Raw genomic sequence first — 14,480 nt, 5'->3', positions numbered from 1 at the left:
ACATCACAGCACCACCAGCACACCGTCACAGCACGCACCGCACAGCCCCGGCCGCCGTCGCCCGAAGGCACACCCCCGCCCTCGTCCCGACAGGAGCTCCGTGTCCCCGCGTTCCGCCGTTGCCGTTCGCACAGCCACCGCTCTGCCGCCCTGGCTCGCCCACGCCCTGCGGGCGCAGCGCGGGCCGGTTCCGTGGAGTGCGGTCGTGCGCGGGGCGCTGGCCGCCGGGCCGCTGCTGCTGCTCGCCGTGCTCGTCGACCGCGTCTCCCTGGGAGTCCTCGCCGCGATCGCCGCCATGCTCGCCGGCATCAATGACCGGCCCGGCAGCCGACGGGCCTCCGTCAGGAGGCTCGGGGCGCCCGCCCTCGCGGGAGCGGGCGGTCTGCTCGTCGGCACCTACGCGGGGGACCACCTGGGAGCCGTGGCGCTGAGCCTCGTGCTCACCGGGCTCGGGCTGCTCGCCGGCGGTATGAGCGCCATCGGACCCGTCGCCTCGGGCGCCGGGACGCAACTGCTCGTCGCCGCGGCGGTCGGGGCCGGCATGCCGCTTCCCGAGAGCGGCTGGGTGCGCGCCCTCGCCTTCCTCGCCGGGGCCGGCTGGCTCCTCGTCCTGCGGCTCGCCCTGCCCACGCCCGGCGCACTGGCCGGCGACTTCCGCTTCGACGGGGAACGGGCCGCCGTCGCCGACGTGTACGAAGCCGTCGCCCGTCTGCTCGACGCCGTGGGCACCGATGACGCGACCGCCCGCCGCGCGGCCCTTACCGCCGCCCTCGACCACGCGCAGGACGCCCTCGCCGGGCCGCGCCTGCGGCGCTACGCCAGTTCCACGGCCGAACGGCGGCTGCACGCGCAGTACGCCGCCGCGCTGCCCCTCGCCGAGGCCGCGACCGCCCTCGCCTGGGCCGGGGAGCCCGTCTCGGAGCGGGCGTCCGAAGGGCCCCGGCGACTCGCCGCCGCCGTACGGGAGAACGCGCGCACCGGGCCGCTGCCCGCGCCCTCGCGGTCGGCGCCCGCGCTGCGCGCCCTCGACGACGCGCTGTTGCGGGCCGCCGACGCCTTCGACCACGGCGGCGGGGGCGACCTGCACACACGTCGGCGCAGCGCCGGGGACGTACTGCGCAGGGCCCTCGGGGTCGGCGGCCGGGAGTACGGGATGCGGGTCGGCCTCTGCTTCGGGGCCAGCGCCGCCATCGCGCAGGCCCTGCACCACTCCCACTGGTACGGGCAGCACACGCACTGGTACTGGCTGCCCGCCACCGCCGTGTTCCTGGTCAAGCCCGACCTCGGGCCACTGGTGTCCCGGGTGTTGTGCCGGGCCGCGGGGACCGTGCTCGGGGCGCTGATCTTCGCGGGCTTCGCCGCCGTGCTGCCCCGGCCGGAAGGGCTCGTGGCACTGGTCGCCGTGTGCGGGGCGCTCATCCCCGTCTCCACCCGGCACTTCGCCGCCCAGACCGCCGTCGTCACCGTCCTCGTCCTGGCCCTCGTGATGGTCGGCGGGGAGCCGCAGGCCTCCGTCAGCCGGATCGGGGAGACGCTGCTGGCCTGCGCGATCGTGCTGATCGTCGGGCATCTGCCGATGCCGGGGGAGCGCGGCGGGCACGTGCGCGCCCGGCTCGCCGCGGCCGTGACCGCCGCGCACGCCTACCTTGTCCACGTCCTCGACGGCTCCGAGGACCGTGCCGCCCGCTGGACCCTGCGCCGCGAGGCCTACCGGACCCTCGCCGAGGCCCGTACCGCCATCTCCCTCGCCGCCGCCGAACTGCCCGCCCTCGCCCGGCACACCGAGGGCACCGACGAGGTCGCCACCCTCCTCGAACGCCTCGTCGACACCACCACCGCCTGCGCCGTCCACCTCGACGACACCGGACGGCTCGGCCACCGGCACAGCCGGCGCCTCACCGAGCTGCTCGAGGAACTGGCCGCACACCAGGAGCTGGTGGAACTCCCGAGACAGCTGCCCCGGGGAGCCGTCGCCGTGTAGCGCCCGCGGGTGCCGACAGGACTGAAGGAGCCGACGGCAGAACAGGACTGAAGGAGCCGACGGCAGAAGGAGCCGGAGGAGCCGCCGGAGTCGAGAAGGCCGACGGGGCCGACCGGGCCGACAGGTCCCGCGGGTTCGATCCGCGCCACGGCCCACGCGACCCGGCCACCGCGTCGTACGGTGACGTGATGACGCCCTCCCGGACGCCCGCCCCGACGTCTGCTCCGGCCGCCGACCTGGTCATCACCGGCTGCACCGTGCTCGTGCACGACGTCGTCGGCGGCGACGGGCGCGTCGGCTTCCTGGAGGACGCCGCCGTCGTCGTACGCGACGGACGTGTCGACGCCGTCACCCGTGCCGCCGAGGCCGCCGGCCTCCCGGCGGCCGAACGGCTCGACGCCCGCGGCCAGGTCGCGATGCCCGGACTGGTCAACTGCCACACGCACGCGCCGATGGTCGCCCTGCGCGGCCTCGCCGAGGACCTGCCCACCGAGGAGTGGTTCAACGACGTCGTCTGGCCGGTCGAGTCCAACCTCACCGACAGGGACGTCGAGCTGGGCGCGCGGCTCGCCTGCGCCGAGATGATCCGCGGCGGGGTCACCTGCTTCGCCGACCACTACTTCGCCATGGACGCGGTCGCCGCCGTCGTGGCGGAGTGCGGTATCCGGGCCCATCTGGGACAGGCCTACTTCTCCTCGCAGGGCGACCGCGGGCGTGAGGCGTCGCTGGAGTTCGCGCTCCGGCACCGTGGGGGCGCCGACGGCCGTATCACCACCGCCCTCGCCCCGCACGCCCCCTACACGGTGACCGACGCCGACCTCGCCGCCACCGCGGAACTCGCCCTCGCCCACGGCCTCCCCGTCCACCTGCACGCCTCCGAGAACCGCGACCAGGCCGACACCAGCCTCGCCCGGCACGGCGTCACCCCCATCGAGGTCCTGGAACGCACCGGAATCCTCGACACCGACGTCCTGATCGCCCACGGCACCGGGATCCTGGAACGCGACCTGCCCGTCCTCGCACGCGCGCGTGGCCGTACGGCCGTGGCGAGCGCCCCCCGCGGCTACCTCAAGTTCGCCTGGCCCACCACCACCCCGATCCGGGCCCTGCGCGAGATCGGCGTCCCCGTCGGACTCGCCACCGACGGCGCCGCCTCCAACAACTCCCTCGACGTGTGGGAGTCCATGGCGCTCACCGCCCTGATCCAGAAGTCCACCGAGGGCGACCCCCGCTGGCTGACCTCCCGGCAGGCACTGCACCACGCGACCCTGCAGAGCGCGCGAGCCCTCGGACTGGAGGACCGGATCGGCGGCATCGCGCCCGGCCGGCGCGCCGACATCATCCTCGTCGACCTCACCGGCCCGCACACCCAGCCCGTGCACGACCTCGCCGCGACCCTCGTCCACAGCGCCCGCTCCTGCGACGTACGCACCACGATCGTCGACGGACGGATCCTCATGCGCGACCGCGAGCTGCTCACCGTCGATGTCCCGGCGGTCGTCCGTGAGATGGGGGAGCGCATGCCCGGTCTCCTGGACCGCGGCCACGGCCGCCGCATCCAGGAGTACGACACCTGAGGCGCGAAGAAAGCCGCACGACGGCGATGAGTTCCCCCTCGGGTCCCGGCAGCCACCCCGAACGGACCGCCGCACTGGAGGGGGAGGAACCCAACGGGCGCGCGTCCGGTCCCGGGGCGGGTGCGGGCAGTGTGCCCGGCCGCTGTCACGACGAGTACGACTTCTGACGCGGAGCGTGGCTTTCATGTTCAGGAGGTGACCGGATCCTCACCCTCCGCACTGAATCCGTGTCAACTACGTCTCAGTACCGTCACCGGGAGAGGCGGTCGACGGCCGGGAAGCGTTAACTCCTACAAGTACAACGCTTCTGGAGGTGCGAGATGGTGAACGGGCGAACAGTGCTCGAACGCTTTTCCGCAGGCGGTCCCCGCGGGTCGTGGCCCGCCGAGGAGTTCGCGCACGCGCGACGCATGGAAGGGCTGCCCGCCGAGGTGGTCATGGACCTGGCCACGGACACGTTCCTGGTGATCGTCCGGGGCGCCGACGCCACGGACTGACGTCGCGCCGACGCCACGGGCCGACGCCACCGACGGGAGTGGCGCCGACACCACGGGCTGACTGACGTGTTGTGCCGACGCCAAGACTGACTGACGTCGCGCCGACGCCGCGGACGACGTTCGTGCCGACGCCGCGGACCGGGGTGGCCGCGGGTCAGCCCGCCTTTGACGCGGGCACCTGGGCCGACGGCGGGCTCGTGAACTGCTCCGCCTGCAGCGCGTACAGCTCCGCGTAGACACCGCCACCCGCCAGCAGTTCGTCCGGGGTGCCGGACTCCACCAGCCGGCCCTGGTCCAGGACGTGCACCAGGTCCGCGTGCCGGACCGACGCCAGCCGGTGCGTGATCAGTACGACCGTCTGGCCGCCGTCGGCCAGCGCGCGGATCTTCTCGAAGACCTCCAGCTCGGCCCGGGCGTCCAGGGCCGCCGTCGGCTCGTCCACGATCAGGATGCGACCCCGCCGGTACGCCGCCCGCGCGATGCCCAGCCGCTGCCACTGCCCGCCCGACAGCTCGTGTCCGCCGCTGAAGTGCCGGGCCAGCAGGGTGTCCAGGCCGCGCGGCAGATCCGCCACCACCTCCTCGGCGCCCGCCTCACCGATCGCGTCCGCCAGCCGTTCCTCCGTCAGCGGCGCGGACGAGCGGCCGACGGCGACGTTGACCCGGGCCGTGAACGGCCACCGCTTGAAGTCCTGCGCGACCATCGCGATGCGCTCGGCCAGTTGGCGCCGGTCGGCCTCCGCCGCGTCGACGTCGTCCCACAGGATCCGCCCCCGCTCCGGCGTGTAGAGCCCCGCCAGCAGCTTCACCAGGGTCGTCTTGCCGGAGCCGTTCTCGCCGACCAGCGCGACGATCCGGCCGAGGGGGAGGGTGAGGGTGACGTCGTCGAGGGCGGGCCGGGCCGAGTCCCCCGGATAGCCGAAGGTGACGTTCTCGAAGCGGACCTCCCGGGGGTCCTCGGGCAGGACGGTGCCGCCCTCCGGGATCGCCCGTTCGGCCGCCTCGACGTACAGGCGTTGCAGGTCGCCCACGAACAGGGCCTCCTCGTGGAGCTGGTTGACCTCCAGGACCAGCGTGTTCAGGCTCGTCGAGCCGCTGCGGATCGCGATCACGGCCGTGCCCGCCACCGCCAGCGCCATCGTCCCGGTGATCAGCAGCCCGCCGAGCGTGGCGTACGTCGCCACCGTCGCCAGACCCGTCCAGGCCGCCGCGAACAGACCGGTGCGGGCGGCGAGCCGGGCCAGCCGGGCCTGCTCCGCCTCCGCGGTCTCCGACATCGAGCGGAAGTGGCGCAGCAGGAACGGGCCGACCCCGTGCACCCGGATCTCCGGCGCCGCCGCCGGCTCGGTGAGGAGACCGGCGATGAGGTGACCCGCGCGCGCGTGCTGTACCCACGTGTGGAACGACTCGTAGCGGCGCCGCGCGTTCGTCAGGGCGCTCCAGGCGCTGGGCAGCGTCATCGTCACCAGCAGCGGCAACAGGAGGGGGTGCAGGACGGTCAGCACACCGGCCGCCGCGGCCAGCGAGATCACCGCGTTCACCACCCGCGTGCCGTACATGATCATCCGGCGGGCCGACTGGGCGCCGTACTGCGCGGTGTCCAGCAGCTTGTGGAAGGCGTGGTCCTCGATCGCGGCCAGTTCCACGGCGGCCGCCCGCTCCAGGTACAGCTCGGTCGCCACCCGCTCCACCTTGGGCTCCAGACGCCCCGTGGCATACGTCGACGCGGCCCGCAGCACCGCCCCGACGAACAGTGCCACGGCCATGGCGGCCAGCGCGGGGGCGGCGTCGCGCAGCCCGTCCTCGATCGGACCGCCGCCGATCAGCCGGCCCAGCACGCTGTTCACCGCGAGCAGGCTCACCGCCTGGGCCATGCCCCGGCCGACCTCGGCCGCCATCACGGTCCGGGCGGCCCGCGGGTCGGCCTGCCGGGCCAACCGCAGGCTGACGGCGAGGAGGGAGGGCAGCCGGATCAGCATGGCGCGGAAGTTCAGCTCCAGGAAGGCGTCCCGGTGCTGGTTCCAGCCCGTGTCGTAGCGGAGCGGGCCCCCGAACAGCAGCCGCTCCGACTCGGACACCTCACGCCCGTCAGGACCCTGCTGCTTCGGCACCTTCCGCACCGGCGACCTCCCCGAAAGTGGACAAGTGGCCACTATCGCGGCAGGCGCCGCGAGAAGGCAGGGCGCAGGACGGGGAAGCGGATGCGCGCGGGCGCGCGCCGGGATGACGCCGTGGTGCGCTCGCACGGGGAGCGATCACTGGGCGCGACCAGAGAGCACGATCGCAGGGCTCATGTGCTGCGGTGGTGCGAGGACGGCGTGTGCGGTGGTGCGAGGACGGCGCGTGCGGTGGGGGCGGTCAGTGACCAGTGCCTGGGGTGGCTTACGCGCTGACCTGGCGTGACCAGGTCGGTGCCGTGCCCGTGAGGCGGCACACGGCCAGGTAGAGGGGGATCGGCGGGGTGTACGGAAGCGTGCCGTCCGGTCGGTGGACGAGGTCCGGGCCGTGCGGGGTGTCCGGGATGATCGCGCCCGTGGCGTAGTGCGCCGGGGCGGGCCACTCCAGGGCGTAGTCCGAGTCGGACGGGACGAGCCACCACCAGTGCGTGTCGTCGGCGTAGACGCAGCCCACGCGGGGCAGGCGGGGCATGAGCAGGGGGCCGAAGCGGGCCGGGACGGCGACGGCGTCGCAGCCCAGCGGGGCCGTCATGTCCTGCGGCACGGTGAGCCGGCGGGGTGCCGTGGCCCGGCCGCGGCCACGCCCGAGGCGTACGAGCGTGTCGAGGCTGAGCACCGACGCCCGACCGGGCACAGCACTCACGTGGTGTCCCGGTCCAGGTCCCGTCCGGTCCCCGAGCGCGGGTGGAGCGGATGGAGCGGGCGGTGCGGACGCCAGGAAGGTGTCTCGCCGTCGGGGCCGAAGGCCGGTCCGGCCGACCACACGGGACTGATCCCGGACGGACTGATCCCGGAGCCGGTCGCGGCACTGATCCCGGGTCCGGGCGTGAGCGCGGCCGGGTGGCCGCCGGTCTCCGGGCGGTGCTGCCGCTGCGGGGCCACGCGCGGCAGCGGAGCGTCGGTCGCGGGGGCGGCGCGGTGCGCTCGCGGTGCCGGGCCGTACAGCCGACCCCGGGGCTCGACGCCCCGGCGCCCCTGCTCGCCGTGGCCGGCGGGGGTGGAGACGCCAGGGGCGTGGGCGGGGTCGACGGATTGGCCGGGGTCGGCCGGGGTGCCGGGGGCGGCCGGGGTGCCGGGGTCGTCCTCGTCACCCGAACCGTCGGCCGGTCCCCGCTTGGGCCGGGAGCCCCAGCCGAGGTCGTTACGGGGGGCGGCGAGGCCGCCGTAGGTCCCGGACGGGTCGCCGTGCGATCCGGCATCCTCCAGGGAGCCGGCGTCGGAGGGGCAGAGGGCGTCGCCGGGGGAGGTGGCGTCGCCGTGGGGTACGGCCAGGCCGTCCCACCCCTCGCCGTGATCCCGCAAGTCGCCCCCGCGGGCCAGGTCGGCCCAGACGAGCAGGCCGGAACCCTGCTCGTGGGCCCCCCAGGCGTGACAGAGCGCGTCGACGAGGAACAGTCCCCTGCCGTGCTCCTCGTCGGGGCGCTGCGGGGACGGGTGCGGCTCACCCGGTGCGCAGCCCTCGTCACGCACGGCTATGCGCACGAGGTCGCCCCGGTCGTGCAGCTCGCACACGACGGTGCCGCTCGCCGTGTGCACGATGGCGTTGGTGACCAGCTCGGATATGACCAGGGCAGCTGTGTCGCAGGTGTCCTCGCACACCGACCAGCCGGTCAGCCGGGCCCGTGCCAGGCGTCTTGCCTGCGCGGGAGAGCCCGGATGGGCGGCCAGTTCGAATCGGAACCGGCGCTCGGCAGCGGCCTGGTCGGGGCCTGCTCCCTCCCCCACTCTCGACTGCGCTCGAGCGGGGAAACCCCCATCGGCACCGAGACCTTGGGGGAGGCCATCGGCGCCGAGACCCTGGGGGAGGCCTGCGGCGGCGTCTGTTCCTAAGGGCGCGGACGGAATCACGCTTGCCACTATCGCCCCGCCGTGAACACTTGGCAAGTGTCACTCTGAAAAATGCAGAGTGCTGTGTGACGCGGTGGGACGCCGTGGCACACTGCTCGCAACAGCACGTCGAGCGGCGCCAGTTGGGATCACCGAAGATCCGTACCCAGTCGTACAGATCTTCGAATCGGTCTTCGAATGGCGCCGCAGGGCTGTCAGGTTCTTTTCGTGACCGGCCGGCCGGGCCCATCAGGCCCGCCCGGCAGGGCTCTTCGTGGAGGTGGAGCGTGAGCGAACCGCGGTCCGCGCCGACGGTCGGCCAGGTCGTCCTCGGTCGGCGCCTGCTGGACCTGCGGGAACGCGCCGGGCTCAAGCGCGAGGAGGCCGCCCGCATCCTGCGCGTCGCGCCCGCCACCGTCCGTCGCATGGAGATGGCCGAGGTCTCTCTCAAAATCCCGTACCTCCAGCTGCTGCTGAAGGCGTACGGGGTGAGCGACGAGGAGGCCGAAGGGTTCGTCCGGTTGGCCGAGGAGGCGAACAAGCCCGGCTGGTGGCAGCGTTTCCACGACGTCCTCCCCGGCTGGTTCTCGATGCACGTCAGCCTCGAGGGCGCGGCCACCCTGATCCGCCAGTACGAACCCCACTTCGTCCCCGGCCTGCTCCAGACCGAGGACTACGCGCGCGGCGTCCTGAGGTCCGGCGCCATCGGCCAGACCCGGCCGGAGGACATCGAGAGCCTCGTCGACCTGCGCATGCGACGTCAGGAACTGCTCACCCGGCGGGACGCGCCCCGCCTGTGGGTCGTGATGGACGAGACGGTGCTGCGCCGCCCGGTCGGCGGCCCGGAGGTGATGCGCGCGCAGATCGACAAACTGCTCGAAGCCACGAAGCTGCCCCATGTGACGCTGCAGGTCGCCCCGTTCTCCTCGGGGCCGCACCCCGGCACGTACGGGCCCTTCGTGCTGTTCCGATTCGCCATGCCGGAGCTTCCGGACATGGTCTACAGCGAGTACCTGACCGGCGCCGTCTACCTCGACGCGCGTACCGAGGTGGCGACCCACCTCGAGGTCATGGACCGCATGGCGGCGCAGGCCGCTACGGCACATCGCACGAAGGAGATCCTCCGGGATCTCCGCAAGGAGCTGTGAATGGATCGCATCAAGCCGCGCAAACGGGTTTACAACGGCATGCCCGCGCGGGACTTGGGCAGCGAAGGCTGGCACAAGCCGTGGAGCGGCGGCAACGGCGGGAACTGCCTGGAGGCGATGAAACTGGCCGACGGGCGGATCGCCGTCCGTCAGTCGACCGACCCGGACGGTCCGGCGCTGATCTACACCACCGACGAGATGACGGCCTTCATCGAGGGCGCGAAGGCGGGTGAGGCGGACTTCCTGCTGTCATGACGTGACGGTCGTGACCTGCTTGCCCTTCTCTGAGCTCGACCCCTTTGTGTCGTTTCTTTCTACTGGTGCTGAATTGACTATCCATTGCGTCTTACGGAGTGCCTCATGACCGGGCAGGACCCGATTCCCGCCGTCGGGATCGACACCAGCAAGCCCCATCCCGCGCGGATGTACGACTGGTATCTGGGCGGCAAGGACAACTACCCCGTCGACGAGGAGATGGGCCGGCAGATGCTGGCCCTCGACCCGCGCGTCCCGGTGATGGCCAGGGTCAACCGCGCCTTCATGCACCGGGCCACCCGCTGGCTCGCCAACAACGGTGTACGGCAGTTCCTCGACGTCGGCACGGGCATCCCGACCGAACCCAACCTCCACCAGGTCGCCCAGCAGATCGCGCCCGACGCGCGCGTGGTCTACTGCGACAACGACCCGATCGTGCTGGCCCACGCGGCCGCCCTGCTGCGCAGCACGCCCGAGGGCGTCACGGAGTACCTGCAGGCGGACGTCCGCGACCCGGCCACCATCCTCGAAGGGGCCAGGAAGATCCTGGACTTCGACCGGCCGGTCGCCCTGTCACTGGTCGCGCTGCTGCACTTCATCTCCGACGAGGACGGCGCGCACGAACTGGTGGACCGGCTGCTCGCCGAACTCCCGTACGGCAGCTACCTGGTCATGACTCACGCCACCGCCGACTTCACCCCGGAGGAGTCCGCGGCGGCCACGGCGAAACTGAAGGCCGCCGGCGTCACCCTGGCGCTGCGCTCCCGCGAGGAGGTCACGCGCTTCTTCGACGGCCTGGACCTGGTCGACCCCGGCGTCGCCGTCGTCCCCGACTGGCATCCTGAACTGGGCGACCCGGTCCCGGGCCAGGACGACGGCGTGATCCCGGGCTACGGGGCGGTGGGACGGAAGCCCTGACGCCTCGGCAGGCGCTCGGGATCTAAGCAGCGGCCTCGGCCGTCGGCGTGGTGCCTCACTCGGCGGCCTCGGCCGTCGGCGTGGTGCCTCACTCGGCGGTCGGGCCGCGCCGGGTGTCCGGCGGGGGTGTCAGCACCCCGCACAACGCCTCCAGCGCCGCGCCGTACGCGTGCTCCGACGGGGTCGCCTGGCCGACCACGAGTCCGTCCCCCGCCTCCATGGCGGTCTCCGGGTGGCGGAAGGCGGCCAGGCCGTCCAGGGCGATGCCCTGCCAGGCGGCCGCCTTGAGCGTGGAGCGCTCGGTGCCCGGCGGCAGCCGCAGCACCGCGTGCAGGCCGGCCGCGACGCCGGTGACCTCGACGTGCGGCGCGTGCTCGGCGAGCGCCTCGACCAGCCGGTCCCGGCGCCGGCGGTACCGCTGCCGCATGCGCCGCACATGACGGTCGTACGCCCCGCTGACGATGAAGTCGGCGAGGCCCAGCTGGTCGAGGACGCTCGCCCAGGCCTCCCGCTCGCCCTTGGCCGCGAGGACGTCGTCGACGTACCGCTCCGGCAGCACCATCCAGCCCAGCCGCAGGGCCGGTGACAGGCTTTTGCTGACCGAACCGATGTGGATCACCCGCTCGGGGTCGAGGCCCTGGAGGGCGCCGACGGGCTTGCGGTCGTAGCGGAACTCGCCGTCGTAGTCGTCCTCCAGCACCACCGCGCCACGCGCGCGTGCCCAGTCGATCACGGCCGTCCGGCGTGACGCGTGCAGCGGACCGCCGGTCGGGAACTGGTGCGCCGGCGTGAGCAGTACGCCCCGCTCCCGCTCCAGCAGGCCGACCCGCGCGCCGGCCTCGTCGAGGGGGAGCGGAACCGTCCGCACGCCCGCCGCCGCCAGCAGGTCGCGGTGGAAGCCGAGCCCGTACGCCTCCACGGCCAGCGGACCGCGCAGCACCCCGCCCCCGCCCTGCCCGAACAGCAGGCGCACCGCGTGCGCGAAACCCGAGCAGATCACGATGCGTTCGGGCTCGGTACGCACCCCACGCGCGCGTGCCAGGTACTCGGTGAGCGCCTCGCGCAGTTCACGGCGGCCGGCCGGGTCACCGGGCCCGAACACCTCGTTGGGCGCCTGCTGCAGGGCCCGCCGATAGGAGGCCAGCCAGGCCGTGCGCGGGAACGCCGACGCGTCCGGAGTGCCCTGCCTGAGGTCGTGCAGCGGGCCACGCGCGCGTGGAGGTGCCTTTCTGGGGAGGCGTACGGCGTGTCGCAGCGGTTCCGCCCGCTCGGCGACCCGCGTACCGGAACCTTGACGCGCGGTCAGCCAGCCCTCCGCCACCAGCTCCGCGTACGCGTCGGCCACCGTGTTGCGCGCGACCCCGAGGTCGGCGGCGAGCGAACGGTACGGCGGCAGCCGGGTCCCCGGCGCGAGCCGCCCGCTGCGCACGGCCTCCCGCAGCGCCCGGATCAGCGCGGCCCGCCGCCCGCCCGGCCCGGACAGCTCCAGGTGCAGGTCGGCGCCGATCCGCTCCGCGGAATTGACCCACGATTCCCCCATGGAAATGCACCCTACCGGGGGTCTTTCCGGCCCGTAGGTTGAGTGACATGACGACGCACACGATCGACACGACGACCATCGGCACTACGGCCACCGGCGCGACGGCCGGCGACTCGACGGCCATCGGCGCCGGTGGCGCGGGCGACGCCACCGGCGCCTCTGCGGTCCCCGTCGCCTCCTCCGCCGCGATCGCCGCCGCCGGGGCCGCCCGCACCCGCCTCGACTTCGCCCGGTCCGCCCGCAAGGCCTTCCGCGCCCTCGTCGGCTTCGACGCCGCCGCCCGCGAGGGCCTCGACCCCGCCCTCGTCGAACTGATCCAGATCCGCGCCTCCCACCTCAACCACTGCGCGTACTGCCTCCACATGCACACCAACGACGCCCGCAAGGCCGGCGAGAGCGAGGACCGCCTGCACATGGTCGCCGTCTGGCGCGAGGCCCGGCACTTCTTCACCGAGAAGGAGCAGGCCGCCCTGGCCCTGACGGAGGCGGTCACGCTGGTGGCCGACGGAGGCGTCCCGGACCAGGTCTACGCCGAGGCCGCGGCCCACTTCGACGACGCGGAACTCGCCCAGGTCCTGGCTCTGATCTGCACGATCAACACGTGGAACCGCGTGGCCCTCGCGACGGCCAAGGTCGCGGGGACGGACGTGCGCCGCTGACCTGCGGTCTCTGCCCTCCCTGCGATCTCTGGGGCCTCTGCGGTCGCTGCGATCCCTGCGGTCTGGTCACTGGGGTCCCTGTGATCCCCTGCGATCCCCTGCGGTCCCTGCGGTTTCAGCGGTCCCAGCGGTCGCTAGGATCCCTGCGGTCTCGGGGGTTCCTCGGTTCCCGGGCTGCCCGGTTGACTCGCCGCTGAGGCCGCGAGACCGTGACAGGCCCCGTGGCTGCCGCACCGGCTGCCACGAGGCCTGCCCATACCCCCAGTCCCCGCGGCAAGCCGGCCCTACGCGCTCATGGGCCGGTCGTTCGGCCCGACAGGTGCCGGCAGCCGGGAACTGCCCGTCAGATGGCGGTCGACGGCCGCCGCCACCGCTCGTCCCTCCGCGATCGCCCACACGATCAGCGACTGCCCGCGCGCCGCGTCCCCCGCGACGAACACGCCCGGCACGTTCGTCGCGAAGTCCGCGTCCCGCGCGATCGTGCCGCGCGGCTCCAGCGCCAGCTCCAGCTGCTCGACGAGCCCGTCCTCCCGGTCGGGTCCGGAGAAGCCGAGGGCGAGCAGGACGAGGTCGGCGGGGAGCGCCCGCCCGGTGTCCGCGACCGGCCGCCGCTGCGCGTCCACCTCGACGAGGTGCAGGGCGCGGACGTGGCCGCTCTCGTCGCCGGTGAAGCGGAGCGTGGACGCCGCGAAGAGCCGCGCGTCGGCGTCCGCCGCCGGCGCCGTCCGAAGATCGCGCGCCTCTTCGTGCGCGGCCGACAGCCGGTAGATCTTCGGGTACGTCGGCCAGGGATCCGTGTCCTCGTCGCGCTCCGCGCCCGGCTGGGCGTAGATGTCCAGCTGGGTCACGGACGCGGCACCCTCCCGTACGGCCGTCCCCAGACAGTCCGCCCCGGTGTCGCCGCCGCCCACGATCACCACGTGCTTGCCGGCGGCGGACATCGGCGAGGCCTCCAGATCCCCCTCGCACACCCGGTTGGCCAGTGGCAGGTACTCCATCGCCTGATGGATCCCGGTCAGCTCCCGTCCGGGCACGTGCAGTTCACGCCACGCCGTCGCCCCGGTGGCGATCACCACGGCGTCGTAGCGTGCCCGCAGATCGGCCGCCATGACGTCCCGCCCGACCTGCGTCGACGCACGGAACTTGGTCCCCTCGGCCCGCATCTGCTCGATCCGCCGTTCCAGGTGGCGCTTCTCCATCTTGAACTCGGGAATGCCGTACCGCATCAGGCCGCCGATCCGGTCGTCCTTCTCGTAGACGGCGACCGTGTGTCCGGCCCGGGTGAGCTGCTGCGCCGCGGCCAGGCCGGTGGGCCCGGAGCCGATCACCGCGACCGTCCGCCCGGACAGCCGCTCCGGCGGCCGCGGCGGTGTGAACCCCTCCTCCCAGGCCCGGTCGGCGATGGCGGCCTCCACGTTCTTGATGGTGACGGCGGGCTGGTTGATGGCGAGCACGCACCCGGCCTCACAGGGCGCCGGACACAACCGGCCGGTGAACTCGGGGAAGTTGTTGGTCGCGTGCAGCCGGTCGCTCGCCGTCCGCCAGTCCTCCCGCGACACGAGGTCGTTCCATTCGGGAATCAGGTTGCCGAGCGGGCAGGCGTCGTGACAGAAGGGGATGCCGCAGTCCATACAGCGGTCCGCCTGCTTGCTGATGATCGGCAGCAGTGCTCCGGGGACGTACACCTCGTCCCAGTCCCGAACCCGTTCCTCGACCGGCCGGCGGGGCCAGTCCTGGCGGGGGGTGGTCATGAATCCCTTGGGATCGGCCATGGCCGTGTTCCTTGCGTACGCGGGCGGCGGGCCGTGCGTCATCGGGCGGCACTCTTTCGGCCACGATACGTCCGGCCGGTCACTTGCGCAGAGCTCGGGCAGCGCATTCTCGCTGGGTGGGACCTGGGTG

The 14,480-nt window shown here is 73.4% G+C and carries 11 protein-coding genes and 1 pseudogene; 7 read left to right on the top strand and 5 right to left on the bottom strand.

All coding sequences use genetic code 11. The features are described from left to right. Positions 1-100 precede the first annotated feature (100 nt). The 3 genes from ACIBBD_RS22555 to ACIBBD_RS22545 all read left to right on the top strand — a co-directional run bounded on the left by ACIBBD_RS22555 (position 101) and on the right by ACIBBD_RS22545 (position 4,055). The gene (locus ACIBBD_RS22555) at positions 101-1,981 is read left to right on the top strand and encodes an FUSC family protein (protein WP_399421266.1); all 1,881 of its coding nucleotides are present in this window, start codon (positions 101-103) and stop codon (positions 1,979-1,981) included. A gap of 188 nt (positions 1,982-2,169) precedes the next feature. After that, positions 2,170-3,558, top strand: a complete 1,389-nt coding sequence (locus tag ACIBBD_RS22550; protein ID WP_399421265.1) for an amidohydrolase — start codon at positions 2,170-2,172, stop codon at positions 3,556-3,558. Between the two features lie 323 nt (positions 3,559-3,881). Next, complete coding sequence (locus ACIBBD_RS22545; protein WP_399421314.1) at positions 3,882-4,055, top strand: hypothetical protein; 174 nt, start codon at positions 3,882-3,884, stop codon at positions 4,053-4,055. A 154-nt stretch (positions 4,056-4,209) separates the two neighbouring features. Here the strand turns inward: ACIBBD_RS22545 and ACIBBD_RS22540 are convergent, their stop codons facing one another. The 3 genes and pseudogenes from ACIBBD_RS22540 to ACIBBD_RS22530 form a co-directional block, all read right to left on the bottom strand. Beyond that, positions 4,210-6,132, bottom strand: a complete 1,923-nt coding sequence (locus tag ACIBBD_RS22540; protein ID WP_399421311.1) for an ABC transporter ATP-binding protein — start codon at positions 6,130-6,132, stop codon at positions 4,210-4,212. A 304-nt stretch (positions 6,133-6,436) separates the two neighbouring features. Next, positions 6,437-6,874 (bottom strand): hypothetical protein, encoded by a 438-nt coding sequence (locus ACIBBD_RS22535; protein ID WP_399421264.1) that lies wholly within the window; start codon positions 6,872-6,874, stop codon positions 6,437-6,439. 434 nt (positions 6,875-7,308) lie between these two features. After that, positions 7,309-8,115: pseudogene (locus ACIBBD_RS22530) on the bottom strand (ATP-binding protein); the annotation flags it as partial. 230 nt (positions 8,116-8,345) lie between these two features. Between ACIBBD_RS22530 and ACIBBD_RS22525 the strand changes: the two are divergent. The 3 genes from ACIBBD_RS22525 (at position 8,346) to ACIBBD_RS22515 (ending at position 10,379) form a co-directional block, all read left to right on the top strand. Further along, positions 8,346-9,206 (top strand): helix-turn-helix transcriptional regulator, encoded by an 861-nt coding sequence (locus ACIBBD_RS22525; protein WP_399421263.1) that lies wholly within the window; start codon positions 8,346-8,348, stop codon positions 9,204-9,206. Then, positions 9,207-9,461 (top strand): DUF397 domain-containing protein, encoded by a 255-nt coding sequence (locus ACIBBD_RS22520; protein WP_057580268.1) that lies wholly within the window; start codon positions 9,207-9,209, stop codon positions 9,459-9,461. A 105-nt stretch (positions 9,462-9,566) separates the two neighbouring features. Further along, positions 9,567-10,379, top strand: a complete 813-nt coding sequence (locus tag ACIBBD_RS22515) for an SAM-dependent methyltransferase (protein WP_399421262.1) — start codon at positions 9,567-9,569, stop codon at positions 10,377-10,379. A gap of 88 nt (positions 10,380-10,467) precedes the next feature. On the opposite strand, the gene ACIBBD_RS22510 is transcribed toward ACIBBD_RS22515, so the two are convergent. Beyond that, positions 10,468-11,919 carry a PLP-dependent aminotransferase family protein gene (locus tag ACIBBD_RS22510; RefSeq protein ID WP_399421261.1) on the bottom strand — a complete coding sequence of 484 codons (1,452 nt, stop codon included), beginning with the start codon at positions 11,917-11,919 and terminating at the stop codon, positions 10,468-10,470. Positions 11,920-11,966: 47 nt separating this feature from the next. Here ACIBBD_RS22510 and ACIBBD_RS22505 point away from each other — a divergent pair, with 47 nt between their 5' ends. Further along, positions 11,967-12,578: a carboxymuconolactone decarboxylase family protein gene (locus ACIBBD_RS22505; RefSeq protein WP_399421260.1), complete on the top strand. Its 612-nt coding sequence runs from the start codon at positions 11,967-11,969 to the stop codon at positions 12,576-12,578. 284 nt (positions 12,579-12,862) lie between these two features. Here ACIBBD_RS22505 and ACIBBD_RS22500 read toward each other — a convergent pair whose 3' ends face one another. Next, positions 12,863-14,350 (bottom strand): glutamate synthase subunit beta, encoded by a 1,488-nt coding sequence (locus ACIBBD_RS22500; RefSeq protein ID WP_399421259.1) that lies wholly within the window; start codon positions 14,348-14,350, stop codon positions 12,863-12,865. Positions 14,351-14,480: the final 130 nt, after the last annotated feature.

Source organism: Streptomyces sp. NPDC051315 (assembly GCF_044455165.1).
Lineage (GTDB): Bacteria > Actinomycetota > Actinomycetes > Streptomycetales > Streptomycetaceae > Streptomyces.
Note: the sequence above shows the minus strand (reverse complement) of the source record. Positions and strands in the feature narration are given on the sequence as shown.